Annotated in this window: 22 protein-coding genes, 1 pseudogene and 1 other annotated feature; of the genes and pseudogenes, 10 read left to right on the top strand and 13 right to left on the bottom strand. The window is 34.5% G+C overall.

The window, feature by feature from the left end; all coding sequences use genetic code 11:
* Nucleotides 1-216: 216 nt before the first annotated feature.
* Nucleotides 217-615, bottom strand: coding sequence for a FosX/FosE/FosI family fosfomycin resistance hydrolase (fosX, locus tag ACYSNW_RS14670; RefSeq protein ID WP_461745696.1), 399 nt, complete (start codon nucleotides 613-615; stop codon nucleotides 217-219).
* Nucleotides 616-794: 179 nt separating this feature from the next.
* Between fosX and ACYSNW_RS14665 the strand changes: the two genes are divergently transcribed.
* From ACYSNW_RS14665 to ACYSNW_RS14655, 3 genes are all read left to right on the top strand, one after another.
* Nucleotides 795-1,259, top strand: a complete 465-nt coding sequence (locus ACYSNW_RS14665; protein WP_461745694.1) for a hypothetical protein — start codon at nucleotides 795-797, stop codon at nucleotides 1,257-1,259.
* 102 nt (nucleotides 1,260-1,361) lie between these two features.
* Nucleotides 1,362-1,703, top strand: a complete 342-nt coding sequence (locus ACYSNW_RS14660; RefSeq protein WP_461745692.1) for a hypothetical protein — start codon at nucleotides 1,362-1,364, stop codon at nucleotides 1,701-1,703.
* Between the two features lie 231 nt (nucleotides 1,704-1,934).
* On the top strand, nucleotides 1,935-2,816 hold the full coding sequence (locus ACYSNW_RS14655; RefSeq protein WP_461745690.1) for a helix-turn-helix domain-containing protein: 882 nt from the start codon (nucleotides 1,935-1,937) through the stop codon (nucleotides 2,814-2,816).
* Between the two features lie 48 nt (nucleotides 2,817-2,864).
* Here the strand turns inward: ACYSNW_RS14655 and arcC (ACYSNW_RS14650) are convergent, their stop codons facing one another.
* The 4 genes from arcC (ACYSNW_RS14650) to ptcA all read right to left on the bottom strand — a co-directional run bounded on the left by arcC (ACYSNW_RS14650) (nucleotide 2,865) and on the right by ptcA (nucleotide 7,468).
* On the bottom strand, nucleotides 2,865-3,788 hold the full coding sequence (gene arcC, locus ACYSNW_RS14650) for a carbamate kinase (RefSeq protein ID WP_461745688.1): 924 nt from the start codon (nucleotides 3,786-3,788) through the stop codon (nucleotides 2,865-2,867).
* 11 nt (nucleotides 3,789-3,799) lie between these two features.
* Nucleotides 3,800-4,903, bottom strand: a complete 1,104-nt coding sequence (gene aguA, locus ACYSNW_RS14645) for an agmatine deiminase (RefSeq protein WP_461745686.1) — start codon at nucleotides 4,901-4,903, stop codon at nucleotides 3,800-3,802.
* A gap of 22 nt (nucleotides 4,904-4,925) precedes the next feature.
* Nucleotides 4,926-6,257: an APC family permease gene (locus tag ACYSNW_RS14640; protein ID WP_461745829.1), complete on the bottom strand. Its 1,332-nt coding sequence runs from the start codon at nucleotides 6,255-6,257 to the stop codon at nucleotides 4,926-4,928.
* Nucleotides 6,258-6,445: 188 nt separating this feature from the next.
* Nucleotides 6,446-7,468, bottom strand: a complete 1,023-nt coding sequence (gene ptcA / locus ACYSNW_RS14635) for a putrescine carbamoyltransferase (RefSeq protein ID WP_461745827.1) — start codon at nucleotides 7,466-7,468, stop codon at nucleotides 6,446-6,448.
* Between the two features lie 283 nt (nucleotides 7,469-7,751).
* Here ptcA and ACYSNW_RS14630 point away from each other — a divergent pair, with 283 nt between their 5' ends.
* Both ACYSNW_RS14630 and ACYSNW_RS14625 read left to right on the top strand, forming a co-directional pair.
* On the top strand, nucleotides 7,752-8,693 hold the full coding sequence (locus ACYSNW_RS14630; RefSeq protein ID WP_461745684.1) for a response regulator transcription factor: 942 nt from the start codon (nucleotides 7,752-7,754) through the stop codon (nucleotides 8,691-8,693).
* Nucleotides 8,694-8,756: 63 nt separating this feature from the next.
* Nucleotides 8,757-8,978, top strand: a complete 222-nt coding sequence (locus ACYSNW_RS14625; RefSeq protein ID WP_461745682.1) for a linear amide C-N hydrolase — start codon at nucleotides 8,757-8,759, stop codon at nucleotides 8,976-8,978.
* Between the two features lie 321 nt (nucleotides 8,979-9,299).
* On the opposite strand, the gene ACYSNW_RS14620 is transcribed toward ACYSNW_RS14625, so the two are convergent.
* The 3 genes and pseudogenes from ACYSNW_RS14620 to ACYSNW_RS14610 all read right to left on the bottom strand — a co-directional run.
* A complete protein-coding gene (locus tag ACYSNW_RS14620; protein WP_461745680.1) occupies nucleotides 9,300-10,205 on the bottom strand; it encodes a lysostaphin resistance A-like protein in 906 nt (301 codons plus the stop codon).
* A 316-nt stretch (nucleotides 10,206-10,521) separates the two neighbouring features.
* The gene (gene leuS, locus ACYSNW_RS14615; RefSeq protein WP_461745678.1) at nucleotides 10,522-12,936 is read right to left on the bottom strand and encodes a leucine--tRNA ligase; all 2,415 of its coding nucleotides are present in this window, start codon (nucleotides 12,934-12,936) and stop codon (nucleotides 10,522-10,524) included.
* A 114-nt stretch (nucleotides 12,937-13,050) separates the two neighbouring features.
* Nucleotides 13,051-13,267, bottom strand: a binding site (T-box leader).
* A gap of 444 nt (nucleotides 13,268-13,711) precedes the next feature.
* Nucleotides 13,712-15,892, bottom strand: a pseudogene (locus tag ACYSNW_RS14610) (LysM peptidoglycan-binding domain-containing protein); the annotation flags it as partial.
* 388 nt (nucleotides 15,893-16,280) lie between these two features.
* Here ACYSNW_RS14610 and ACYSNW_RS14605 point away from each other — a divergent pair.
* From ACYSNW_RS14605 to mnmM, 5 genes are all read left to right on the top strand, one after another.
* Entirely contained in the window at nucleotides 16,281-16,964 is a 684-nt protein-coding gene (locus ACYSNW_RS14605) for a DUF1700 domain-containing protein (protein ID WP_461745677.1), read from the top strand.
* Between the two features lies 1 nt (nucleotide 16,965).
* Complete coding sequence (locus ACYSNW_RS14600; RefSeq protein ID WP_461745675.1) at nucleotides 16,966-17,901, top strand: DUF4097 family beta strand repeat-containing protein; 936 nt, start codon at nucleotides 16,966-16,968, stop codon at nucleotides 17,899-17,901.
* 205 nt (nucleotides 17,902-18,106) lie between these two features.
* Entirely contained in the window at nucleotides 18,107-18,757 is a 651-nt protein-coding gene (locus ACYSNW_RS14595) for a phosphatase PAP2 family protein (protein ID WP_461745674.1), read from the top strand.
* A gap of 14 nt (nucleotides 18,758-18,771) precedes the next feature.
* A complete protein-coding gene (gene mnmL, locus ACYSNW_RS14590) occupies nucleotides 18,772-19,719 on the top strand; it encodes a tRNA modification radical SAM protein MnmL/YtqA (RefSeq protein WP_461745672.1) in 948 nt (315 codons plus the stop codon).
* 17 nt (nucleotides 19,720-19,736) lie between these two features.
* Nucleotides 19,737-20,303, top strand: coding sequence for a tRNA 5-(aminomethyl)-2-thiouridylate-methyltransferase MnmM (gene mnmM / locus ACYSNW_RS14585; protein ID WP_461745670.1), 567 nt, complete (start codon nucleotides 19,737-19,739; stop codon nucleotides 20,301-20,303).
* Nucleotides 20,304-20,354: 51 nt separating this feature from the next.
* Here mnmM and ACYSNW_RS14580 read toward each other — a convergent pair whose 3' ends face one another.
* The 5 genes from ACYSNW_RS14580 to fdrA all read right to left on the bottom strand — a co-directional run bounded on the left by ACYSNW_RS14580 (nucleotide 20,355) and on the right by fdrA (nucleotide 26,584).
* On the bottom strand, nucleotides 20,355-21,578 hold the full coding sequence (locus tag ACYSNW_RS14580) for a pyridoxal-phosphate-dependent aminotransferase family protein (protein WP_461745669.1): 1,224 nt from the start codon (nucleotides 21,576-21,578) through the stop codon (nucleotides 20,355-20,357).
* 124 nt (nucleotides 21,579-21,702) lie between these two features.
* Nucleotides 21,703-22,641 carry a carbamate kinase gene (gene arcC, locus ACYSNW_RS14575; RefSeq protein WP_461745668.1) on the bottom strand — a complete coding sequence of 313 codons (939 nt, stop codon included), beginning with the start codon at nucleotides 22,639-22,641 and terminating at the stop codon, nucleotides 21,703-21,705.
* Nucleotides 22,638-23,522, bottom strand: coding sequence for an oxamate carbamoyltransferase subunit AllH family protein (locus tag ACYSNW_RS14570; RefSeq protein WP_461745667.1), 885 nt, complete (start codon nucleotides 23,520-23,522; stop codon nucleotides 22,638-22,640). Before ACYSNW_RS14570 ends, arcC (ACYSNW_RS14575) begins: the two co-directional genes overlap by 4 nt.
* Before the next feature lie 26 nt (nucleotides 23,523-23,548).
* Entirely contained in the window at nucleotides 23,549-24,808 is a 1,260-nt protein-coding gene (locus ACYSNW_RS14565) for a YlbE family protein (RefSeq protein ID WP_461745665.1), read from the bottom strand.
* A 24-nt stretch (nucleotides 24,809-24,832) separates the two neighbouring features.
* A complete protein-coding gene (gene fdrA, locus ACYSNW_RS14560) occupies nucleotides 24,833-26,584 on the bottom strand; it encodes an acyl-CoA synthetase FdrA (RefSeq protein WP_461745663.1) in 1,752 nt (583 codons plus the stop codon).

Below are 26,584 nucleotides of genomic sequence, written 5' to 3'. Positions count from 1 at the left end.
GGTCTGATTTATTCAATTTTTTATCTATTTTTAGACACACTTGTCCCTTTAGATAAAAAAATGGAAATAATAACATGACAAAAAGCCAGAAACTCGATTGTATACGAATAGCTACCTGTTATTTTTGACACGTTGACCATTGACGAATTCACCACCTTCTTTTTGATTAGCATTATTGTATCATAAAACAACTAAAAACAACATATCAAACACTTTTTAATCACGATATGCGTTCAATCTTTCCTGTAATGTTCCCGTGTGTAATTCAAACAAATGACTATCATAATCATAAAAATAAATTGATTGTGCCTCACCAGCAATTCGCTTTCTTCCCGGCTTTATTTCCACACCTAATTGTTGAATTCGCTGTAAATAAGTAGTATATTCCGATTCTTTAATTTTAAATGCAATGTGATTATACGTTTTCGTTGGCAAACTATCCCCTTCCATTAGTGCAATCCATAAATGATCAATCATTAAAAATTTCTCTTTTGTTAAAGAATAAAAATCATCACCACTAGAATAAACTTCTTGGGCACCAAATACGGTTTTAAATAAATTAGCAGATTTCTCTAAATCTTGAACCACAAACGTTAAGTGACTGATTGTTTCCATGACTAACTCCTTCCAACTGATTTAATTAGCTACATAGCCATTATCAGTATATATCTACAAAAGAAAGAAATACAACCTGTATTCAGGATACTTTACTTAAAAGACGAGCTTACTAAAAATTTTTTATGCGTTTTTGTCAATTAATGATAAAATAATTAATAAACAAGACGAAAAAGGGGTTGGGAATTATTTATACATTTAAACGAATCACTGGTCTATTGTCTTTAATGTTTGTTGAAATTTTTTTAGCAATCTTTTTTTTATTGACTTATAAAAAAATCTTGTGGGTCAGTTGGGATTCCTCACTGTCTATCTATTTTTTGATAGCAATTGGCTTAATCTTTTTAGTTACTTTATATATATTTCTAAAAACTAGACAAAAACTTAGCAAAATTATTGCTTCCACTATTGTAGTTGAGGCAAAACTAATCAATAAAAAGCAATTTAGTTATTCTAACCGTAAACTGATTATTTGGAAATATGAATACCTAGTAAATAATGAAAAAGTACATTCAAAATACTGGAGTGTTGTTATGTTAAGAGATTTAGAAATAGGCGATTCTTTTCGCTTAGCAATTGATCCTGAAAATCAAAAGTGTAGCTATTTTCCTTTATTAATAAAAAACGCTGAGATAAACCAATAATACGGTTAAGCTTATCTAAGAAAGCTAACTATCGTTACTTAAAACCATCGATTAGAGAGTGTAAAAAAAGCACTTTTTCAAGCTGATTGGAGGAAATTTGAAATGGAAGAAGATTGGTTATTGAGACAAATAAAACTGGTTGGGGAAGGAATTGGTCAACTTCTAAAAAAACAAATCGATTCAGTTGAATTTGGAGAAGTTCAAAATGAGAATGGAGATGTGATATCTAGAAAAACAATGATTTTAACTTATCTAGAAGCAGAAAAATTTGAACAAGCATTTCTACTAGTTAACTCATTAAAATATAAGCTATCTGTTTATGACTTCAATTGTGCTTCAAAATGGTTTATTGATTTATTAAAAAACATCCAGCAACAAAAACCAGACAAGTTAAATGAAAACATAATAGAAAGATACTCAGAAATTTTGGCTCAACTAATGTAAAAAATGATTCCGTGATGAATAGCTATTAAAATAAAACACCAAAAAGTACTTTTGACTAAAAAATTAACGATTCAATAAAATAATGTTGATTTCTCTAAACACACAAACAAAAAACACTTTTAATAATAAAAAAATCACATAAGGTAACCAAAAATCGCTTGCGCAACCAAAAAGTGCTTGCTTCGCTCATTGTTTTGGACTACTCTTGATTTAAATAAAGGGGGAATTTTCATGATTTTATCTGCTGATATAAAAGCATATAGATTAAAAAAGAAATACACACAACAAGAAGTTGCTGACCGATTAAATATTTCCAGACAATCCGTTAGTAAGTGGGAAACGGGACAATCTTTTCCCAGCATTGAAAATTTAATTTTACTAAGTGAGCTTTTGAATATGCCTTTAGATTTTGTGAACCAAGAAAAAAGCAAACTACCTTTACCTTTTGATTTTGGAAAACCAAAAAATCGGACACCATTTTTACTGTGGTTTTTTTTCCCTCTATTTTTTCTTTTTATTGGTATAGCAAACAAAGAATTTATTTTCATTTTTTTCAGTTTGTCTTTAGTTGGAATGGTTTATGTAATGTCTCCTTTTGATTTTAAAAGATATTATAATTATTTTTCAATCACAGAGGATGGATTAACAGTTTTTGCAGATATTCCGAAATTTTCTGGTTTTCCTTTTTGGTCTATTTTGAAAGGAGTTTTTGGTAAAAGAAAAACAAGAATGATTGCTTTTTGTGAAATTGATTATATTGAAATTTTTTTAGAGACTCGAGGTTTCGAAGGCTTCAACACATCTGTCTCTTTTAGACCAAGACAATCCTATAGCATGCGGGAAGAATTTAGTTTTGTTGTAGTTACTCGTGATCACAAAAAATATGATCTTAGCTTGGATAATATTTACTATTCTCAATCAAATGAACGCAAGTACTTTTTAGATATTATCCATTATATGGAAGCTAAAGGAGTCTCAATCACTGACAAGTTCAAAATTTTAGACTCACTTCAAAAAGAATTGGATTTTATTGCGGAAGCGTATAAAGTTCAGTCGTCTAAACCGAATCAGTATGTCATCAAAAGTCAGTTAAAAAATACTGAAAAAATATAGAAAACAGTTATGAATCGGAATTCCACCGCTTCATAACTGCTTTTTTAATTATAAATGAATGATTGTACCACTTTCTCCTTTAACCGCCAATGCTGCCTTCTCTAATGAACCAATAATTGATTTACGTCCTTGTTTTGAACTGGCAAAATCAATCGCTGCTTCAACTTTAGGTAGCATACTGCCTGGAGCAAATTGTTTTTCTTCAATATATTTTTTCATTTGCTCAATTGATTCATCTTTCAAGGATTTTTGTTTTTCAGTTCCAAAGTCAATACAAACATGATCAACAGCTGTCAAAACGATAAATAGATCCGCATCAATTAGTGCCGCCATTTTTGCAGCAGCAAAGTCCTTATCAATCACCGCATCGACTCCTTGATACCCATTTTCAGTTTGAATGACTGGAATTCCACCACCACCACAAGCAATCACCACTTGTCCAGCATCTACCAGTGTTCTTAAACTAATTTTCTCATAAATATCAATTGGCTTTGGTGACGGTACAACTCGACGCCATCCCCGACCAGAATCTTCTATATACGTATCACCAGTCTCCTTCATCAATCTTTGTGCTGTAACTTGATCATAATAACCGCCAATTGGTTTGGTTGGTTTAGAAAAAGCTGGATCTGTCGGCTCTACCACTACTTGAGTAAGCATCGTAATCACAGGTTTATCAACCAGTCCTCTTGCCACTAATTCTGAATCTATTGCTTGTTGTAAATGATAACCAATATAGCCTTGACTCATTGCTGTACACTCAGGAAATGGCATCACTGGCTCTTCTCCGCTTTTTTCAAATGCCAAACGAATTTGTCCAACTTGTGGTCCATTTCCATGAGCAATCACTACTTCATGACCAGAAAGTATCAACTCTGCAATTGGTTTTGCTGCTAAAGCAACTTTTTCTACTTGTTCTTTTACCGAAGTTCCAAGCGCATTACCGCCTAAAGCAATCACGATTTTAGCCATTTATTTGCCTCCTAATCTATAATTTTTGGTTGTTGTTGGGTAATGCAATGAATATTTCCCCCACCGTAAACAACTTCAACTGTATTGACACCCACCACTTCTTTATCAGGGAAAATGGCCTTTATTTGTTCAATCGCTAATGAATCATTTTGATCACCGTACTGAGGTACAATTACGCCATTATTCGTAATCAAGAAATTCATATAGGAAGCAATACAAATATCGCCGTCTTCACGAGGCATGGTTCCTTCTACATAATCGATTTTGAAATCGCCTTTAATCGTTACATTTTCAATAGGACAGCATAACTTATGCACCTTCAATTTGCGACCTTTTGCATCTGTCATTTCACTTAATCGATGATACGCATCTTGAGCGGCTTCATAAAACGGACTATTTTTATCTTCGGTATAAATACAAGCAACTTCTCCAGGAGCAACAAAACAAGCGACATCATCAATATGTCCATTGGTTTCCTCAGGATCTATTCCGTCTTTCACCCAAAGAACTTTTTCACAATTCAAATAATCACAAAGCATGGTTTCGATTTGTTCTTTCGTCAAATGTGGATTTCTTCCTTCACTTAACAAGCACATTTCAGTCGTTAAAACGGTGCCTTCTCCATCGACATGAAACGAGCCTCCTTCTAAAACAAAATCTTCTGTTCGATAAGAATCTACTTTTTCAATTTCACAAATCTTTTGTGCCACTAAATCATCTTGATCCCAAGGAAAATACAAGCCATCAACCAATCCACCCCAAGCATTGAATGTCCAATCAACCGCTCGCAACTCACCTTGATCATTAATTAAAAAAGTAGGCCCGCAATCTCTCACCCAAGCATCATTATTCAACATTTCATAAACAGAAATTTCACTCGGTAATTGACGACGGCAATTTTGAAATTGTTGCGCTGAAACTAAAACATTCATCGGTGTAAATTTACTGATTGCTTTAGCTACTTCGGTAAAAGCTGCTTGCGCTGGCTTGCCACCATCACGCCAATTATCAGGACGTTCTGGCCAAATCATCCATACTTTTTCTTGTGCTTCGTACTCAGCTGGCATTCTAAACCGATCTTTTTTTGGCGTTGTTTTTTCAATTCTTTTTGACATTTTCGTTTCTCCTCTACTTAACTTATTTTTTTATTTTCTTTATCCAAATAATTCCTTCACCAAACAAAACAAAAACTACGGCTCCAATTAATATCGGTAATTGCTCATTCAAGGTCTCTGCATCGAATTTCAATGGAATTGTTGTAAAAATTAATGAAATGATGATCATTAACATCGGAACAGCCACTAAAACTTTTAAAAAACCATCTTTCCCACTTACTTTAAATGGTCTTGGCGTATCTGGATCGATTTTTCTCAAGCGATAAAAAGCAGGAAACACAGGAACATATGAAAGTAAAAACATCACTAAGTTTAACGAGAAAAAAGCCCAAAATAAATCTTGATTCGGCAAAATCGGCGCGATTACGACTACAATCGAGGCAACGATTCCATTCATTAAAGCCGATCCAACCGGCATTTCATTCTTTTTACTTCTTTTAGCAAAAAATTTCGGCATATCTCCATTTTCTGCTGCATAACAAGCCGTATTATTCACGCCTAACGACCAAGAAATCATATTTCCAAACAATGTTAATAAGAATAAAAAAGCCATTGAAATAATAAACCAACCACCTGTAGAACCTGTCAATAACATAAAGCTATCCATCAAACCGCTACCTGTACTAATTTGATCAGTCGGAATTGCTACACTGATTCCAAAAGCAGAAAAAATATAAATTGCCGCAATCACTAAACCTGCAGCAATAATTGCCTGAGGAATTTGTTTTTTAGGATTTTCCATATCATCTGCAAACGTACAAATCACTTCAAATCCAAGTAAATTGAAAATAATTACTGAAATAAAAGATAAACTATGCAAATCAAATGATGGCAATAAAGACTTCAGCGTATATTCATTGGCCATTCCTTTGGTAAGCGCAACATAGATTCCTAGTCCGCCAATCAAAACTGCCAACAACATTTTAATCACCGCTGCGCCATTTAAAATCCAAATACTATCACTAACTGGATAAAAACTGATCCAAACAATCAACCAAATAAAAATTAGTTCAATCAAGACTGCTGTAATACCTGAGATTTCAATCCCAGTAATCGTGGTCACTAATTCGGGACACATGACAGCCAATGAAGCTAACCAAAGAGGATAATTAATCCAGTAATACCAAGAAACACGAGAACCCCAGCGATGACCAAATGCTTTCGTTACCCAATCATAAATTCCTCCATCACCAAGATACGTTGTTCCTAATTCTGAAGAAATAAGTCCATACGGTAGTAAAAAGGCAATCAATAAAAATATCCACCAAAAAAACTGAGAATTTCCAATCGCCGCCACAGGTGCAGCAGCTTCTGCAACGAACACTACACAAATGACAGATAAAATAGCGCTCATTAAGCTAAATTTTTTCTTTTTGCTTCCCACAGTTAATCATCCTTTCTATGATATCTCGGAAGCAAAAGGGAGAACAGTTTGAAACAAAACAATGCTTGTTTAATTCAACTTACTTTTTCCTAAATTAAAATAGCTTAGGTGGAACACCATTTGGCTCCAGACTCTTCCCTCTTTCCACTTCTGTCATTTTATAATGCGCGATTGATGCAGATTTCTAAAGCTGCTTTTGCTTTTGCCTGTTTTCCTAAATCAATTGGATTTTTTTCTGCATAATCAGTCATTAAATAAACCAGTAATCCACGAATAGAGGTCAATCTGTTTTCAGCTTCGTCAAAACAAATTGAATTAGCTCCATCAATCACATCATCTGTCACTTCTTCTCCTCGAGTTGCTGGCAAACAATGCATAAATTTAGCATCGGCTCCCGCTTTATTCATTAGTTGAGTATTGACTTGATATTTTGGATAGAAAACCGACATCCGTTCTTCTTCAGATAACTCTGCCTCATAAAGACCATACCAGACATCTGTATAAACAAAATCAGCCCCCACGATAGCTTCTTCTTCATCTGTTACCACATAGCTACCTCCAGATACCGCACAAATTTCAGCCAGTTTTGCTTTATGTTCTTCATTTAATTGGAAGCCTTGTGGTCCAAATTGAACAAATTTCATCCCCATTTTTGTAGCCACTAATCCTAAAGAGAAACAAACTTGAGTCGCATCTCCAATAAAAGCAACTTTACAGTCTTCGATTTTTTTATTAGCTGGTAAATGCTCAATCATCGTACATAAATCACCTAACTCCTGGGTTGGATGATTGTAGTCTGACATCCCATTGATTACAGGAATTGTTGAATATTTTGCCAATTCAACCACACTATTATGCCGTTCTACCCGTGACATTAAAATATCTACTAACCTTGAAAGTACGCGACTCGTATCTTCAATTGTTTCATGTCCGCCTAATTGAATTTGTCCAGGAGCCAAATATTGAGCATGACCACCTAACTGAGTCATTGCAGTTTCAAAAGAAACTCTCGTTCTAGTAGAAGATTGTTGAAAAATCATTCCTAATGTTTTATTTTTCAATAATGGTGGATAATAACCGTTTTTAATTGCTGCTTTTATTTTTAATGATAAATCAACAATTGATAAAATTTCCTCCTTCGAATAATTTTCGGTTGTAATAAAATCGCGTTTATTCATGATAATTCCTCCTAAATTTTTTTTACTTTTCTTTTTGCACTTTTACTATATCGATTTCATTAGCAGTTTACGATAAACTCCAAGTTGTAAACGCTAACATCATGTCTGTTTAGGTGTTTTAAAAAAAGTTTATTTTTAGATATAAACTGCTTTTTTATCAAGGGTTTAGAAAAGTTTAGCCGAAAGTTTAGCGGAATTATCAGTAAAACGCTTTAGAAAAAATGATATACTGTAGGTGAAAACGGGGACTATAAAAGGAAATTATTTTAAGAAAGGAGTTTTTAAAATGATCGGTATTTTCATTTATAATATCTTATTGATTGTTCTCTATACGATTGCGATGTCTTTCACAATTAATTTTTATTTTAAAACAAAAGAGAACTTATTTCTGTATTTAACGATTTATCTGACTTTTTTTATTTTCGATAATATTATTATATATATGACCGAGTTTATTAATAGTTTTGCAGTCAGTTATAATCAAACATTTATGAGTATCCCTACAGTGAAAACAATTATTTTTATAGTCAATGCGATTACTTCTTTATTAATTATTACTTCATTAGCCAAAGAAAAAGTTACTGTAGGTCAATGGATAATCGTCACGTTGCTTGGTTTATGGATGTTGATGATTCCATTTTTCCCAAATTCAGCCTTAAAAATTTGGTTTTATTACCTCCCAAATCAATTATTTTTATTTTACTTAGGTTGCTATTTGAACGTAAAAAATCGCCAAAAAGAAACTTCATTGAAATACTCTCATTATTTAAAGCAAATAAGCTTTCTTTTTATTTTTGCTAGTATAGCCATCGTGTTAGAAGATACGTTCGTCATCTTTAATTTAGATCACTATACTTCTTTAGCGCTAAAAATCAATAACCGAAATGTCTGCGAAGATCTTTTTTCAATTTTAGTTTGTTTGATGATTTTACGTTTCTTCTTTTTCGACTCAGAAAAAACAACCGCTCCTATTGAGGAGTTTGAGGAACAAAAAGAACAGAAACGAATAAACAGTTTTTTGGATCACTATCAATTCACTCAACGAGAAGCTGAGATTTTTTTGCTACTTTTAGAACATAAATCAAATCAAGAAATTGCGGATAAATTGTACCTTTCCATCGGTACAGTTAAAACTCATGTCCATAACATCTTTATCAAACTAAATATAAAAAAAAGAGAGCAAATTTTTATTCAATATGAAGAGTTTCAACTAAATGATTCCCAATGAAGTTGGAAGAAACAGCAACATCCTACCAAAAAAATTCTACTATCATCTTAATAAATAATTTTGATGTTAGATATTCCTAAAGGAACGATAAATTGCGACGATTCTTATGAATATGCTCAATACACCTCAATCTATAATTTAACCACAAAAGAAATGTATCTAAAACTATACAATAATTTAAATATTCAAAAAGTGATATTCGATATTGAGTTGAAACCAAATAGTACGCCACTCATTTATCAATTAAATAAAAAAGCTGACTATACTGTTTTAAGTCCATCATAGTCGCTACAATGAACGAACCCAATACGTTAATTACTTAATAATGTTTTGGGTTCGTTTTTTCTTTAAGACTGAATAAATGGCAGAACGACCTAAAAAACCCACCTCAATAGAAGTGGGCTAAAAAAAGGAGGTTGATAAATGAAAAGTATTTTATAGAGTAAAATCTCTGGGGAAGATATTGCTATTACTCTATAGATTAATAATAATATGATTTCACTAATAAATCCATTCCATTTTTTACTCATGGTTTAGCATTTTTTGAATATTTTTTTTATCATCTAAACATTTTTTTCATTATTTTTGTAACCAAGCATCTCATTTCTACTCCATGCTTTCATTAACCTTCGCTGATTTTCTATTGAAGATAATCCATAGAACACCGATTAAGATTACGCTAACAACAGTATACATCAAACCACCTTCTAGACCAAAGTTTCCACCATTTAGCAGAGAATGAGCCGAATTAATCGCTGTAGTAAAAATTGACTGCCCAAAATTTTGTCCACTTACCTCAATACCAAAAACTGGTCCTAATAGAAAATTCCAAATCATATGTGCTCCACCAACTAGCCAAATATTATCTGTCCAATAAAAAAGGACTGAAAAAAGAATCCCCGCTAAAAATAAATTAAATAAAGCAATCACTGAAATATTGGGATTAAGTCCGTGTAATAGACTAAAAAAGATAGAATTTCCGATTATTCCGGCCCATACACCTTTTTTACTTGAAATGGCATTCATTAAATAGCCTCGACACAACACCTCTTCCGTTAATCCCTGAATACTAAACCCAATAAGTAATAAAATGATTGTTCCCCAATCTATCATTTGATTTACAGTTATTGATAAACTTTTAGTTAGCAAACAACCAACTAAAACCAATACTAGTTCAGTTGCACCAATCACTACTCCTAAAGAATACTCTCTAAAAAGATGCTCTCTAAAAAAACCTAGTGATTTTAATGAACGTCGATTTATTTTTTTAGTGAAAAAAATCGTAACAGCTAGAATTGGAATAAACGACAATAAATCTAAAAAGGTATTGTCAAAAATACTTTCTAAAACTATTTTTGACTGTAGTACTTTTGCAATCAGTTCAAAAACCACGATAAGCAATCCCAACAAAATCTCAGCTGTAATAAAAATACCTGTCACCCACAAAAATGACGTCCACCATTTTCCTTGCCACTCCTGTTTTGTTAAAAGCATACTTTTATTTTTTTTCATTTTAACTCCTTTCAAAATTACACTACACTATAAAAAAGATTAAAAACCACAAAAATTTGAAGAATTTTTAGTAAGAATCATTTAGAGAGTATCTAAAAGCTATAATGGCGAATATTTTTAGAATTTAGCCAGAACTCATCCATACGAAGTCTCGCTTATACTCATCATATGATGTACTTTCTTGATCTCCAGCCAAGTTTCCAAAACATTCGAATTCCCCAATCGTTTTTAGATACTCCCTTGTTTCAAAATAAATTCTTGCTTCTTGCTATTTTTGTGATTTTCAATCTATTTTTTTGAATCATTCAAACGTATATTAATTCGCTACAATATTTACCAATTTATCTGGAACAACAATGACTTTACGAATTGTTGTTCCTTCAATAAACGATTGGATTGATTCAGACGCTAACGCTGTTTGCTCCAATTCATCTTTACTTAATCCACGTGGAATATTGACCTTTGCACGTACTTTCCCATTCACTTGGAAAACAACTTCTACTTCATTTTCAACCAATGCAGCTTCATCAAATGTCGGCCAAGGTACATACGTTAAGCTTTCTTTATTACCTAAAATTTCCCATAGCTCTTCTGAAATATGTGGTGCAATTGGCGCTAACAATTGGACAAACCCTTCAATATATTCGTAAGGTAAACTATCAACTTTGTTTGCTTCATTTACGAAGACCATTAATTGTGAGATGGCCGTATTAAAATGCATATTTTCTAAATCTTCGGTTACTTTTTTAACAGTTTGATTATAAACCTTTGCTAATTTGTTATCATTAACTGTTGTAATACGATCTCTCATTTTATTATTTTCATCAACTATCAAGCGCCATACGCGATCCAAGAATTTCCGGCTACCTTCTAAGCCATTTTCATTCCATGCAATAGACGCATCCAACGGTCCCATAAACATTTCATATAGACGTAAGGTATCAGCTCCATAGCGTTCTACTACATCATCTGGATTAACAACATTTCCACGAGATTTAGACATTTTCTCGTTATTTTCGCCTAGAATCATTCCTTGATTATAAAGTTTTTGGTAAGGTTCCTTCGTTGGAACAACACCAATATCATACAAGAATTTATGCCAGAAACGCGCATAAAGTAAGTGTAATACGGCATGTTCGGCCCCACCGATATAAATATCTACAGGTAACCATCGTTCTAGTTTATCAAAATCGGCAAGAGCTTTTTTATTATGCGGATCAATATAGCGTAAGTGGTACCATGAACTTCCCGCCCATTGCGGCATAGTATTTGTTTCACGTTTTCCTTTTTTCCCTGTTTCAGGATCAACGACATTGATCCACTCTTCAATATTTGCCAAAGGAGACTCGCCTGTTCCACTTGGTTTAATATCATTGGTTTCAGGTAAGGTTAATGGTAATTCTGATTCTGGTACAGTCGTTGTCGTTCCATCTTCCCAATGAATAACTGGAATTGGTTCACCCCAATAACGTTGGCGAGAAAATAGCCAGTCACGTAAACGATACGTCACTTCTTTTTTACCACAACCATTTTCTTCTAACCATTCAAACATTTTTTCATTGGCATCTTCTAAATTCAGACCATTCAGAAAATCAGAATTAATATGGATTCCATCACCAGTGTAGGCAGATTCTGTAATATCGCCACCTTCAATAACTTGAATCATCTCAATCTCAAATTTTTGGGCAAATTCATAATCTCTTTCATCATGGGCTGGAACCGCCATAACTGCACCTGTTCCATAAGTTGCTAAAACATAGTCTGCAATCCAAATCGGAATCTCTTTTCCATTGACTGGATTAATTGCATACGCACCAGTAAAAGCACCTGTTTTAGTTTTAGCTAAATCAGTACGATCCAAATCAGATTTTTTACTTACTTCTTTTTGATAGGCTTCTACTGTTGCTTTTTGTTCTGAAGTGGTGATTTCATCTACTAATTTTGACTCTGGAGCTAAAACAACATAGGTAGCTGCAAACAAAGTATCTGCTCGAGTTGTAAAAACAGTAATTTTTTCCGTACTGTCTTTTACTTTAAAATCAATCGTTGCGCCTTCTGAACGACCAATCCAATTTCTTTGCATGTCTTTAATATTTTCTGGCCAATCAACTAGCTCTAAATCATCTAACAAACGATCTGCATAAGCCGTGATTTTTAGCATCCATTGACGCATCGGTTTACGAACAACATCATAACCGCCACGTTCGCTTTTACCATCAATCACTTCTTCATTGGAGATTACTGTTCCTAGTTCTGGTACCCAGTTGACAGCAACTTCTGCTTCATAAGCCAGTCCATGCTCATATAATTTAGTGAAAATCCATTGCGTCCATTTATAATATTCAGGATCTGTTGTATTGATTTCACGATTCCAATCATAGCTAAATCCTAAAGAGTTGATTTGACGTTTGAACGTTTCAATATTTTTTTTAGTAAAAATTGCTGGATTGTTTCCTGTATCCAACGCATATTGTTCTGCTGGCAAACCAAATGCATCCCAGCCCATTGGATGTAAAACGTTGTATCCTTGGCTACGTTTCATTCTAGACAAAATATCCGTCGCTGTATATCCTTCTGGATGCCCAACATGTAATCCTTGCCCTGATGGATAGGGGAACATATCTAATGCATAAAATTTTTCTTTTCCTGGCTCATCATGGGTATTGAAAGAATTGTTTTTTGCCCAATATTTTTGCCATTTTTTTTCAATTAGTTTGTGATTATAACTCATGGAATATTTTTCCTCCTAATTCTGCGTAGATACTATTTTTCGCAGTTTCTTTGTTTGTTCAATCTTTGTTCTTTTATGCCGAAAAAAAAACGTCCTACAAGAAAAATAAATTTCCTATAGGACGTTGACATCATGTCTCGTGGTACCACCTAAATTCATAATTATTCATGACAAATAATTACCTCTACGTGATAACGGTCGTCACCGATCTTATCTACTTTTTTCAATAAAATAACTCCTAGGCGAGTTCAAAAGCTTGTGTACGTATTTCCACCAACCATACGCTCTCTATAACATCGTTCTTTCTACTATTCCTATTCATTGTTTTTACTATTGTTTCTGTGCTATATAGTATCAAATTTCGTTAGAAAATTCAATCCCTTTAGGCAACTTTTAAAACTTGCCCAATATAAATCACGTCACTAGATAAACTATTTAATTGTTTGATTCGTTGAACACTAACATTATATTTTTGTGCTAAATCCCATAACGTATCGCCACTTTTAACAGTGTGTGTGTTACCTGATTGGCTAGAATTGGTGTTAGAACTGTTACTTGCTGATCCACCTTGTTTCACCACTAGTTTTTGACCAATATAAATGATATCACTCGTTAAACCATTCCAACTCTTCAAGTTTGCTACAGTCGTTCCATATTGATACGCAATTCCTGATAACGTATCCCCTGATTTTATTGTGTATGAACCACTTGTTGTCGTACTGGATGAACTATTACTATTACTTGAACTACCACTCGTCGTTCCTTGTTTTATCACTAGTTTTTGACCAATATAAATGATATCACTCGTTAAACCATTCCAGCTCTTCAAGTTTGCTACAGTCGTTCCATATTGATACGCAATTCCTGATAACGTATCCCCTGATTTTACCGTATAAGAACCACTTGTTGATGTACTTGCTGAACTATTATTACTTGAACTACTACCAGTCGTTCCTTGTTTCACCACTAATTTTTGACCGATATAAATCGTGTCACTCGTTAAATTATTCCAGCTCTTCAAGTTTGCTACAGTCGTTCCATATTGATACGCAATTCCTGATAATGTATCCCCTGATTTTACTGTATACGAACCACTTGTTGTTGTACTTGATGAACTATTATTACTTGAATTACTACCAGTCGTTCCTTGTTTCACCACTAATTTTTGACCGATATAAATCGTGTCACTCGTTAAATTATTCCAGCTCTTCAAGTTTGCTACAGTCGTTCCATATTGATACGCAATTCCTGATAATGTATCCCCTGATTTCACCGTATAAGAACCACTTGTTGTTGTATTGTTGTTATTATTATTTGAACTTGTATTTCCTGATGTACTTCCTTGTTTAACAATTAAATTTTGACCGACATAAATCATATCGCTTGTTAAGCCATTCCAACTCTTCAAATTTGCTACAGTCGTGCCATATTGGAGCGCAATGCCTGACAATGTATCACCAGATTTTACGGTATATGAATTATTTGTTGTATTATTAGTATTCGGAACGTTACTATTTGAGTTTGAATTTGAGTTACCAGTTGAACTGCCTTGTTTAACAATTAGCTTTTGACCAATATAAATTGTATCGCCAGTCAAACCATTCCAACTCTTCAAATTCGCCACGGTAGTGCCATATTGATACGCAATTCCTGATAATGTATCGCCTGATTTTACTGTATACGTAGTACTTGTTGTACTGCCAGAGTTACCAGTATTGGTATTCGAACCAGAATTATTATTTCCAGTATTTGTTCCACCCGAGCCAGTTCCTTTTTTCACGATTAATTTTTGACCGATATAAATTGTATCACCAGATAAATTATTCCAACTTTTTATACTAGCAACCGTCGTTCCATACTGAGCTGCTAAACCAGATAGTGTATCACCTGATTTTACCGTATGCAACGTATCAGAAGTTGACGTACCTGTGTTACTCCCAGTATTCGAGCCATTATTGCCTCCAGTAGAACCACCGTTATTAGAATTACCTGTATCTGTATTTCCACCACCACTGCTAGGTGTATCATACTGCGTTAGATTGTAAGCTTCAATCAAATTATTGAGCTTTGTATTGTAAGTTGGATCAGTAGCATAACGCCCAGTTAGCCAAGCCGTTGCATCTTTGTATGAACTTGTATTGCTTTTCCATGCACCTGAATAGTAATAAACACCTGATTGGAATGAAGTATTTCTTAAGACATACGCATTATCATAAAACGATTCTTGGTAAGAAGGATATTTTCTAAATGGCTCTTTTTTGATTACCCATTGACCATTTAGATATTCCCAGGTATCCATATAAACAGTTTGTCCCTGATAGCTTCCTTTGATTCCAAACAAATTATAGTTTGGTGCTTGTGACAAAGTACTTCCACCCCAACCACTCTCAATAATAGCTTGCGCCATCATCACCGAAGCATAAAGATCATTTGCAGCTGCAACAGGTTGGGCATGTGCAGCAATTTCAGTAATAAATGTAGCTGGGCTAACACTTCTTGCTGAAAAAGCAGCTGCGGAACTCCTTAAACTAGGACCAATCGTATCAGAAGTAGCTTCTTCAGATGTACTTTCAGTCGCAGAAGGAATCAAATCCTTCGTTAAATCAATTTCGGTAGTCTCTGTAGTTGTAGAAGAATCTACTATTTCACCCGTTGACGTACCTTCTGTACCTTGCGTTTGTTCAGTCGTTTCACTCGTTTGTTCTTGAGTCGTTGTTGTATTTATATCAATAGATGGTTCTTGTACCTGTACTTTATTTGTGTAAGTAACTTCAGAACTCGTTGCTTCACCATCAGTTGCTTCAGCAATCGTTGATGATAAAGTAATGGGTGCTGCGATTGATGAAAAAACTAATGCAGAACTTAATACCGTCGTTCTTTTTCTTAGCTGTTCTTTGGCAAGCATGTTTTGAGCTGCTTTTCTACGCTCTTTACGTGATTGTCTCTGTTTCCCCATAACCTATCCTCCATGTCTTTTTGGACAAAATTTTCCTTATACACTAGTATACCTTCTTTTACTTAAAATAGAAATATTTTAAGCAAATTTTCTTTTTTTTAGTAAAGTATTCAATTAATCACAGGATACTATCAATCTTTTTCGATTTACATTTATTTCAAATGATCTATTCATAATAAAGTTAGTATTTTGAATTATCTACTACAAAATAATTATTATCAAAATACAAGCTCAAACGTCCTTTCTTCCTTCTCTTAATTACTAAGACCAAAGACCTATATTCTTCTTTACCTTAGGCTGATTTTTTACTTTGACTCTTGTTATTGATGACAAAAAAAATTATAGTTTAGATAAGGCAAGTAAAGACAAATGGAATGAGGGGAAAAAAATGAACAAGGAGCATTTTTTAGTCGAATTAAAGATTTACTTAAAATCTCTACCAGCAAAACAACAAATGACTATTTTAAATAAGTACGAAGAACTTTTTGATGAACGTTTAGCTACAGGTGAAACAGAAGAACAAATCGCGAAAGAATTAGGAAAACCTAAAATTATAGCAGCAGAAATATTGAAAGAATTCGATATTGATGTTTCCGAAAAGAAAATGGTTCATGATGGTTGGGAAGAAATTTCTCCGCAAAAAAATTCATCAGAAGAATTCGAGTATGGCGCATATTACAATTATGAGAATGATGACGATCCCTATAATGAATCGCAATCTTATTCACATTACAGACAACCTGTAAACAGTCCTTTTGTTCGCTTTTGTCAGGTAGCTGGAATTTTAGCTTTAAATTTTTTACTAATGTTTTGGGTAATTTTTGCTATGGTTATGGTGTTTTTCTCTATGTGGTTAGCATCTACGCTATTTATCGTTTCTCCAATTATAGGTATTTATTCAATGTTAGCTAATATGGGGGACTATGGTATGTTACAGCTTTTTGCAAGTATACTTTTCTTCGGTATAGGAATCATTGGTTCCCTTATCTTAACCCCTTTGACCAAATGGTTTATCAAAGGGTTGAAGCACTATTTCAAGTGGAATCTTTTTGTTTTAAGAGGGGGTGCTTAATATGAAAAAGACAACTGCATTTTTTCTAATTATCGGAGTTCTTGCACTTATTATTGGTGGTTCAGGTAGTATCTATTTTTATAATAAAGTAGATCAATCGATTGTAGCCAACGGCTCTCATGAAGAGTATACGCTGAAAAAAGGGCACTCTACCAAAGAAGCTACAATTAATTTGAAAGGCAATGCACATTACACCATTCAAACAGACAACTCCGACAAAATAACGATGGAAAATCAAGGTAGCCGTATTTCTACAATCAAAAGTTCTCTTAACGTCAAGGAATCTGACCAAAAGATAACAGTTGATGCTGAGGCAAGTTCTAAAGTTTCAGAAATAGCTAATCATAACTTTAATTTTAGTTTTTCATTCTTTAGTGACTTTGAACCACCTGTGATTATTACGATTCCAAGTTCTATTGAAAAACTGACGTTTAAAGGGAATCCAAATAATTATGTTACTTTCACTGATATAGATAGCAAAGAATTATCAGTTGATTTTAAAAATACTGATGTTTCATTCAATTCAATTATTTCTGATACGATGGATGTTTCAATGAATAACGGCGATCTCTATCTAAATCAAGTAAAAGGGGATATTTCTTTAAACTTAAATCATGGATCTGTTGATGCCTATGATTTAACAGGTTCGTTTGATGTACAAATCGATAGTGGTGATTTTAGACTTTCTGGCAGAGAATTACCGAAAAAATTAACTGTCTTAGCAAAAAAAGGGGATATTTCGATTGATACTGAGGAAATTTTATATGATATTTCCATCAATGCAAAATCTGGTTTAGGAGATGTTTCGATTTTCGATAACGATCACTCAACATACAAAAATGGAACAGCTAAAAGAACATTTGATTTAGAAAGCCGTTTTGGTGATATTTCGGTTGACGGACCTAGTAATGATTATGATGATGATTTCGATGACTAAATAACTAAAATAATTAATAAATTTGAGACTGATTTTAAATAAAATCAAATGATTTGGTGAATAGAAAGCTAATCATTTGGTTTTATTTTTTTAGTGAGTTACTGCTTAATTAATGCTATAATAGACAAGATTTCGATTGAGTAGATAGCATTTTTTCTTGCTTGATACTGCGATTATTCCACTCTTAATTTCAGAAAGGTTTTTTATGAAAAATAAATTATACTATCAATTTTCAGGAAGTTGTTTTTTGCTTCTTTTTATGTTTTTAGGTTACATGGTTCGTTTTTATCCTAGTGGGCTTACTTCCTTTGATCAAACGATTACGGAATTTGTTCGCTTACCTTATCCGAACTTTAATCAATTTTTTATTTGGTATACAAAATTTGCAAATCCACTTACGATTGGAATACTTGCAATCGCGCTTGCCTTTTTATTGATTAGAGGAAAATATTATGCAGAATCTGTTTGGCTGCTTATCAATACTGCAGTGATTGCAGGAACCGTCAATCCATTGATTAAATTAGTTTTTCAAAGAGCACGCCCGACCTTAGAGCATTTAGTTTCTGAACGAAGTTTTAGTTTCCCTAGCGGTCATTCAACTGGCAGTATGTTGCTCTACGGTACTATTATTTTTCTACTGCCTCAATTTATTAAACAAAAAAAGATTTGTTTGTTGTTTCAAGTCCTCTTAGGCATGGGGATTTTATTGATTGGTTTTAGTCGTATTTATGTAGGGGTTCACTATCCAAGCGATGTTTTAGGAGGCTTTTGTTTAGGACTCGCCTGGTTATTACTGACTTATCCCATCTATTTAGAAAAAAGATTTGTTTGGCGTTTCAAACGTAAACAACAATAGAAAGAAGTCGAATTATGTCAAATTTTCACTATACAGATGATTCAAATAAACGTTACCATACTTGGAATTATGCACTACGCCAACAGTTTGGGACAAAAATTTTTAAAGTCCCTATTGATGGTGGTTTTGATTGTCCTAATCGTGATGGAACAGTTGCTAAAGGTGGTTGTACTTTTTGTAGTGTTTCTGGCTCTGGCGATATGATTGTTGCTCCAGAAGATCCTTTACCGATTCAATTTCAAAAAGAAATTCAGATGATGCATAAAAAATGGCCTCAGGTTCAACAATATATTGTTTATTTTCAAAATTTTACAAATACTCATGCGCCTTTAGAAGTTATTCGGCATCGTTTCGAGCAAGTCGTCAATGAACAAGGTGTGGTTGGTATTTCAATTGGTACAAGACCAGATTGTTTGCCAGATGACGTCGTCGAATATCTAGCAGAACTCAATCAAAGGTATTATGTTTGGGTCGAATTAGGGCTACAAACAACCTTTGAAGAAACAAGCCAATCGATTAATCGTGCGCATGACTATCAAACATATTTAACTGGAGTCGAAAAACTAAGAAAACATAATATTCGTGTCTGTACACACTTGATTAACGGACTGCCTGGAGAATCGCTTGCTATGATGCGTGAAAATGTTCGACGGACAATTATGGACTCTGACATCCAAGGAATCAAATTACATTTACTTCATCTGATGACCAATACTCGAATGTTGCGAGATTACCATGAAGGCCGACTTCAATTAATGAGTTTAAACGATTATGTAGCCGTTATTTGTGATCAATTAGAGTTGATTCCGCCAGAAATCGTAATTCATCGTCTTACTGGGGATGCTCCTTTCGATGCTTTAGTTGGTCCAATGTGGAGCTTAAAAAAATGGGAAGTATTAAATGCCATCGATAATGAATTAAAACAAAGAGATAGTTGGCAAGGAAAATTTGCCCTTCGCTAAACAAAAGGAGAATTTTAATGTTACAGACTGCGCTCCACTTTAGTCATACATTACTAAAAGAAGTAATTCGTGAAAATGATATCGTTGTAGATGCAACTATGGGAAATGGAAATGATACCGTCTTTTTAGCAAATTTAGTGGGAGAAAATGGCCACGTCTATGCTTTTGATGTCCAAAAACAGGCAATTGAAAATACTACACTGAAATTAAAAGAACAGAATTTATTCGAACGAACCAGTTTGATTCAACAAGGTCATGAAACGATAGATGCTGTTATACCTGAAGAAATTGTTATTAAAGCTGCAATTTTCAATTTGGGCTATTTACCCAAAAGTGATAAAACAATTATTACTAAATCCAATACTACCTTACAAGCTTTGGCTAAGTTGTTAAAACTTTTATCTCCACAAGGTCGAATTATTTTAGTTGTTTATTTTGGTCATGATGGCGGTAAAGAGGAATTAGATGCGGTTCAAGAATTTTGTTCATCGCTTCCTCAAATTGAATACAATGTATTAACCTATCAATTTATTAATCAAAAAAATAATCCACCCATTTTATATTGCATCGAAAAAAAAGAATAAAAAAGACTGAACTCTCGTCAAATTTACGAGCAGTTCAATCTTTTTTTATTATTAACCGATTTGATTATAGAAAGCAAATAAATCAGATAAGGCTTTGTCTGGATTTAGACCTGTTACACCTTGATTTTTTAAGTAAGCAGAAAAAATCGTAATAAATGTCACGATATTTACTTTCTCAACAATATAACCCATCGTTCCAATACGCCAAATTTTTCCTTGAAGCGGTCCAAATGAAGAAGCAATTTCAATTCCGTATTCTTTTAATAAATTAGCACGGATTCCTTCACTATCAATTCCTTCAGGGATTTTGACACATGCAACCATTGGCATTTCGTTTTCTTCATCACCGAATAATTCTAAGCCTAAGCCTCTAAGACCAACTTTTAACGCATCATGATGTAATTGGTGACGGTCCGCACGCTCATGAACACCTTCTTCTTCAACAGCTAAACGCAACCCTTCATGTAATGCATAAACCATTACAGTTGCTTCAGTATGATGATTTAGACGGCGATCACTCCAATAATCTTGCAGTTGTGTCAAATCTAAGTAATTGCTTGTAATAAATTCTTTTTCTGTGTGGTCTTCACTAGTACGAATCCCTTGTTCTACACGTTTACGCTTATTGATTTCTTCAGCAAAACGGTCATTAAAAGTGATTGGTGTAATTCCAGATGGAATCGACAAACATTTTTGTGCACCACCAATTACTGCATCCAATTGCCATTCATCAACTGGAATAGCTGTTCCTAAGTACGTTGCTACAGCATCAACAACTGTAAATACACCTAACTCTTGACATGCTGGACCAATTTTATCTAGTGGCTGCATACGACCTGTAGAAGTTTCGCCATGAACAATTGCTAAAACTTTAGGCTGAACTTTTTTCACTGCTTCGATAATCTTATCTTGTTCGAAAACTTCTCCCCAAGTACATTCGATTGTGTGAACTTCTGCTTTTGCCCGTTCACATAATTCGACTAATAAGTGTCCAAAGCGACCAATAATTGGCACAAGTACTTTATCTCCTGGTTCAACGATACTGCCAATCACAGCCTCTAAACCAGCTCTACTTGTTCCATCGATAGGAAATGACCATTGATTCGTTGTCAGGAAAGATTTTCTAATTAATGCCATTGTTTCATTCATAATTTCGGTAAAATCCGGATCAAACTGACCTAAAATTGAATAGCCCATTGCTTTTGATACTCTTGGATCAATTCCAACTGGTCCAGGAGTAAAGATTATTCGTTTTGAAATCGATAATTCTTTCATTGATACTCCACCTCTAACTTTCTTATTTTAATTTTATAGAATCCAACGACAATTGCATTGGTCACCACAGACAAAACAGCCTGCCGTTTTTGTCTAAAACAAACAAAAACGGCAGACAATCTATTTATCCAACAACTCTTGTTCCAGCTTGACCATTCAAAGCCTCTAAAGCTTGATCAATAGAACAAATGATTGCTGTATTTCCTTGAGAAGCAAATTGGATCGCTGCTTTCATTTTCGGTCCCATACTTCCTTCTGAAAAATGACCTTCATCGTAATACTTTTGAGCAGTTTCCACAGATAGTGTTTCTAGTTTTGCTTGATTCGGTGTTCCATAATGAATATATACATTAGAAACATCTGTCAAAATCATCAAAACATCGGCCTCAATTTCTTCTGATAATCGTAACGCAGATAAGTCCTTATCAATAACTGCGGCAACACCAGACAAATTATTATTCTCATCACGAGCAACAGGTATCCCGCCACCACCAGAAGCTACAACAATTGTCTCACTACTTAGTAAGTTTTTAATTGCTTTAACTCCGATGATACTTTTAGGAATTGGTGATGGAACAAAACGACGATAACCTCTTCCAGCATCTTCTCCCATAAACCAACCTTTTTCCTCGGTCAGTGCTTCAGCTTCTTCTTTGGTAAAAAAAGTACCAATTGGTTTTGTTGGATTATTAAAGACCTCAGGATCTTTCTCTACTTCGGTCATAGTTAAAATCGCCGTAACTTCTTTGTCTACTGCTAAACGAGTTAATTCATTAGTTAATGATTCTTCAATCATATAACCAATAAATCCTTGTGATTCTGCAGCGCAAACAGGTAAAGGCTGCATAGGAATTTCTTCACTTGCAATTTCATTTTGTTGCAAAATTTGACCGACTTGCGGTCCATTCCCATGCGTTACAACTAATTCATGTCCTGCATGAATTAAGCTTGCAATCTTTTCACAACTATCATCAATATTTTTTCTTTGATTCTCATATGTACCTTCTTGCCCAGGTTGTAAAATCGCATTTCCACCTAAAGCAATCACGACTCTTTTTTTCATTCCTTATTCTCCTTTATATAGTGAGCTACTCCTACATAAATACCGGCCAGCGTATCCCAACCAGAAGTACTGCCACTTTGCGTTAATTTTATTACTTGATTGATCCGCTGATTTTCTTGATTTAAGGTTAAAGATTCAACGACTTGTTTCACAACTAAACTAAATTCGCCACCAGAAGCACTTGCTAAATACATATTCGACACATCTGTCGTCCATTTTCGTTCAACAAGTAAAGCGTCTATTAGCAGATAGAAAAACGGATCTAATTGTTGAAAAAGTTGATCTGCTGCCATCAATCCAATAAGAAAATCATCTCCCGACGGAGTCAATCCTTTCCCACGGCCTAAATAATGAAAAATACTTTTTCCAATTCCCGTATAATTTTTCAAAAAGAGTGCGTCTACATGAGAAGTACAACCTTCTATTTCATCACTTAAATCAAGACCTAAATCGAACGATAAGCCTTGAACTTGTTTCAACCAAGATTTCAATGCTTCTTTACCTGGTTGCTTAGTTGCTATGACCCCTTCATATGTGTTATCCAACGACAAAGTAAAACTCTGATTCCCAATTATCAAACAGCTTTGGTTATTTTCAGGTAAGTAATCAATTTTTACTTGCTGTTCTTTTTTCAACAAATATAAAATTTGTGGCGTTATTTCCTCCGAAAAATGTAAGCCAAATGGGACCATGCCTTTATTAATCGCGCCAATATAAATCAACTGATTACCTATTTGAAGATTCCCGCTACTTCTATAAAGACTATGCACATTCAACGTAAGGTTTGAATGAGTTTCAGAGGTAGCTGGGTCTACTAAAAGCTCGCATAACGCATGTTGAATCAAATTCGCAGCATAGTTGCCAACTTTTGGTACACCCATACCGCTATCTCCTCTCTAAATTGTACTTATTTCATACCTAATTTTTTAGCATAAGCTGCAATTGCTTTTTCAAAACATTCTACAGGCGGATTTACCGTTCCTGCACCAATTTGACCAATACCAGCTTTTTTATGAGCAATTCCTGTATTAATTACAGGTGTAATTCCAGTTTCAACTACTTTTCTAGCATCGATTCCTAAACAAATTCCTTTGAAATCCCATGTTGGTACAGGGAAATTAGGGTTATGATCAATACAAATTTCAGTCATCTCATTACTGATTGCCAATGCTTCGTAAAAGCCACCCGTTCCAACAAAACGAGTAACTGCAGGTGCTGCAATCATTGCCATCCCACCAACACCAAATGTTTCAGTGATTGCACTATCACCAATATCCGTATTAGCATCTTCACTAGAATAACCAGAGAAGTATAATCCTTGCGGTGTATTAACAGGAGCTGTAAACCATTCATCGCCCATGCCGCTGATGCGAATACCGAAATCTTTACCGTTACGACACATGGCAGTCACGACTGTACCACTTTCGATTTGTCTAGCCCCATCCATAACAGCTTTTGTAGCAGCCATCATGATATTCAAGAAGAACTGATCTGTATCAGCTAAGAATTTGATTGTTTGTTTCTTCTCTTCTTCTGAAATTGGTAAAACAGTGATGATTGGTGCCATTTCTTTTAAGAAAGCCAATGATGCGGCAATATTTCTTTGGTGGAATTCATCCCCCATCGCTACTGCTTTCGCTACTAATACATTTAAATTCAGACCATTTTCAAGCGTACGAACGGCTTTTCCTAATACTGGTCCTAAAGTATCTCTCATCCAACGTAAACGATCAATTACTTCTTGCGAATAGGCACCAAAACGTAAAACAGCTCCAATTCCTTCATTCATCGTACAATAAGCACGATTGTTATCTGTTTTATTTTCAACTACAAAAACTGGCATGTTAGCAGAAGTAATTCCGCCCATTGGTCCTACCGCTTGAACTTCGTGACAAGGAATAAATTTGACTTTTCCATTTGCTAGCAATTCAACGGCACCTTCTTCATCAGCCGCCCATTCTTCAAATAAAACCGCTCCAATACATGAGCCTTGCATAGGATTTGTCATTTCTTCCCATTTGATTGGCGGGCCTGCATGAAGTAATACATGTCCTTCTAATTCTGGAATAACTGTTTTAGCTGGAACAACATCTAATAAAAATGGTGCAGATGCAATCACCTTGTCAATCACTGCGCGATTCGCATCATCAATAGTTTGATAACTCATTTATTTCCCTCTTTTCATGGTTTATTAAAATTGATAGGTATCAAGAAAATGTAGTACTTTTTGCATTTCAATATTTCCACCAGCAACTGGAGCCCAATCGTATTGAACCACTGTACCATTATTTTCAACAACGGATTCTGTAAAGCTATTTAGTCCAACATTGATTACAACAGGTTTTTCTGTCAATAATTTCTTCATTTGTTCTGATGGTTCAGCTAATTTGAACCCATCTGATACTGGTTTTTTCGCAATCACTTCTTTAGCAGAGAAATTCACTTTTTTACCAATTAATTGAAGCGCTGTTTGAACTGCCTGAGTATTGTTTTCGCAAACTATCACATTGACATCTGCAAGAATTTGTTTTTGTTTTTCCAAGCCTTGAATGTCTAAATCAGTTCCCACAATCGTTCCAATGAAAGCAACTTGACGGTCTAAAGCCGCTAGTTCTTCTTGTACTTCATTGATTGCAGTTGCTAATTCAGCTGCCATATTTTTATGTGCACCGTAACCTAAAACAATATCGAATAAGACCGCTGCAATTGTTTCATCTTCAACTACAGAACGAATTTTTTTAATGCGGTTTTCAGGATCAATCATTGGATGTGGTTTTCCCTGAGTATACATATCATCACCCAAATCGATGACTTCATGTTCGTCTGTTTGCAACATGTAGCCTTCTTCATGTGTTGTATCGGTTAATTCCAATGCATCTTCAAGCAACATTGCTGTTTCATACGCTAACGTTCCGCCAGCATAAAAACCACGAATACCTGTTTGATTTTCTTTCAAGCTAATCCCTGTTGCTAAAGGTACCGCTGGTTGATAATCCACTTCTTTTCCTTGTTGAATCTTAGTTGCTAATTGCGCAGCTTCTTCTAATGTATACGCATGATAAAGAGCTGACTCATGATAAGTAGGATTTTCACCTAAGAAAATTGTCACAGCAGGTTTTTTACTACTTCTTAATGCATTCATTACTTTTTCTTCGATTTCTTTTGCAGGTGGCTTAGAAATAACAACAATCGTTTCTGTATCTGGATCATCATTCAAAGCAGCAATACCATCTAACATAGAAACAGCGCCTACTTCTGAAGATAAATCACGACCACCAGTTCCAATAGCATTCGTCACACCACCGCCATAACGATGAATCAACGTAGATACTTCTTGAATCCCAGTTCCAGAAGCTCCAACGATACCGATATTTCCAGGGCGGATATTATTAGTGAACGCAATTGGTAAACTCTTAATCATGCCTGTACCACAGTCAGGTCCCATAACGATTAAGCCTTTTTCATGCGCTTTTTCTTTCAAACGTTTCTCATCTTCAACCGCTACGTTATCACTAAACACAAAAGCATGTAAGCCATAATCTAAGGCTTTTTCAACCTCTAATGCAACATAATTTCCAGGGATAGAGAAAACAGCCATCGAAGCATTTGGTTCTTTCGCTAGTGCTTTTTTCCAAGAATTGATTTTTTCTTCTTTTTGTTCGCCTTCTTCACCTTGACCTAACAATAATTCTTCAATTTCAGCTAATACTTCGTCTTTTTTATCTTCATTGTTCATTTCTAAAATAATAACCATATCATTTGCCGAAGCATCTTTAAGTTCAGGCGTTTCAAACCCACTGGCAGCAAAAATATCTTTATTTGCTGGCGTTCCCATCATAATCGACACACGTTCAACTTCTTCTAACTGATTGATTTTACTTGTTAAAAGCATTAATACAACAGAATCTTGATAACTATTTTTCTTAATAATCGTTTGTAACAT

Source organism: Enterococcus sp. LJL99, assembly GCF_054871725.1.
Note: the sequence above shows the minus strand (reverse complement) of the source record. Positions and strands in the feature narration are given on the sequence as shown.

Coding starts and splice junctions, on each gene's coding strand:
- fosX (WP_461745696.1), bottom strand. CDS start 615: ATGGAAACAATCAGTCACTTAACGTTTGTGGTTCAAGATTTAGAGAAA.
- ACYSNW_RS14660 (WP_461745692.1), top strand. CDS start 1,362: ATGGAAGAAGATTGGTTATTGAGACAAATAAAACTGGTTGGGGAAGGA.
- ACYSNW_RS14655 (WP_461745690.1), top strand. CDS start 1,935: ATGATTTTATCTGCTGATATAAAAGCATATAGATTAAAAAAGAAATAC.
- arcC (WP_461745688.1), bottom strand. CDS start 3,788: ATGGCTAAAATCGTGATTGCTTTAGGCGGTAATGCGCTTGGAACTTCG.
- aguA (WP_461745686.1), bottom strand. CDS start 4,903: ATGTCAAAAAGAATTGAAAAAACAACGCCAAAAAAAGATCGGTTTAGA.
- ACYSNW_RS14640 (WP_461745829.1), bottom strand. CDS start 6,257: ATGAGCGCTATTTTATCTGTCATTTGTGTAGTGTTCGTTGCAGAAGCT.
- ACYSNW_RS14630 (WP_461745684.1), top strand. CDS start 7,752: ATGATCGGTATTTTCATTTATAATATCTTATTGATTGTTCTCTATACG.
- ACYSNW_RS14625 (WP_461745682.1), top strand. CDS start 8,757: ATGTTAGATATTCCTAAAGGAACGATAAATTGCGACGATTCTTATGAA.
- ACYSNW_RS14620 (WP_461745680.1), bottom strand. CDS start 10,205: ATGAAAAAAAATAAAAGTATGCTTTTAACAAAACAGGAGTGGCAAGGA.
- leuS (WP_461745678.1), bottom strand. CDS start 12,936: ATGAGTTATAATCACAAACTAATTGAAAAAAAATGGCAAAAATATTGG.
- ACYSNW_RS14605 (WP_461745677.1), top strand. CDS start 16,281: ATGAACAAGGAGCATTTTTTAGTCGAATTAAAGATTTACTTAAAATCT.
- ACYSNW_RS14600 (WP_461745675.1), top strand. CDS start 16,966: ATGAAAAAGACAACTGCATTTTTTCTAATTATCGGAGTTCTTGCACTT.
- ACYSNW_RS14595 (WP_461745674.1), top strand. CDS start 18,107: ATGAAAAATAAATTATACTATCAATTTTCAGGAAGTTGTTTTTTGCTT.
- mnmL (WP_461745672.1), top strand. CDS start 18,772: ATGTCAAATTTTCACTATACAGATGATTCAAATAAACGTTACCATACT.
- mnmM (WP_461745670.1), top strand. CDS start 19,737: ATGTTACAGACTGCGCTCCACTTTAGTCATACATTACTAAAAGAAGTA.
- ACYSNW_RS14580 (WP_461745669.1), bottom strand. CDS start 21,578: ATGAAAGAATTATCGATTTCAAAACGAATAATCTTTACTCCTGGACCA.
- arcC (WP_461745668.1), bottom strand. CDS start 22,641: ATGAAAAAAAGAGTCGTGATTGCTTTAGGTGGAAATGCGATTTTACAA.
- ACYSNW_RS14570 (WP_461745667.1), bottom strand. CDS start 23,522: ATGGGTGTACCAAAAGTTGGCAACTATGCTGCGAATTTGATTCAACAT.
- ACYSNW_RS14565 (WP_461745665.1), bottom strand. CDS start 24,808: ATGAGTTATCAAACTATTGATGATGCGAATCGCGCAGTGATTGACAAG.
- fdrA (WP_461745663.1), bottom strand. CDS start 26,584: ATGTTACAAACGATTATTAAGAAAAATAGTTATCAAGATTCTGTTGTA.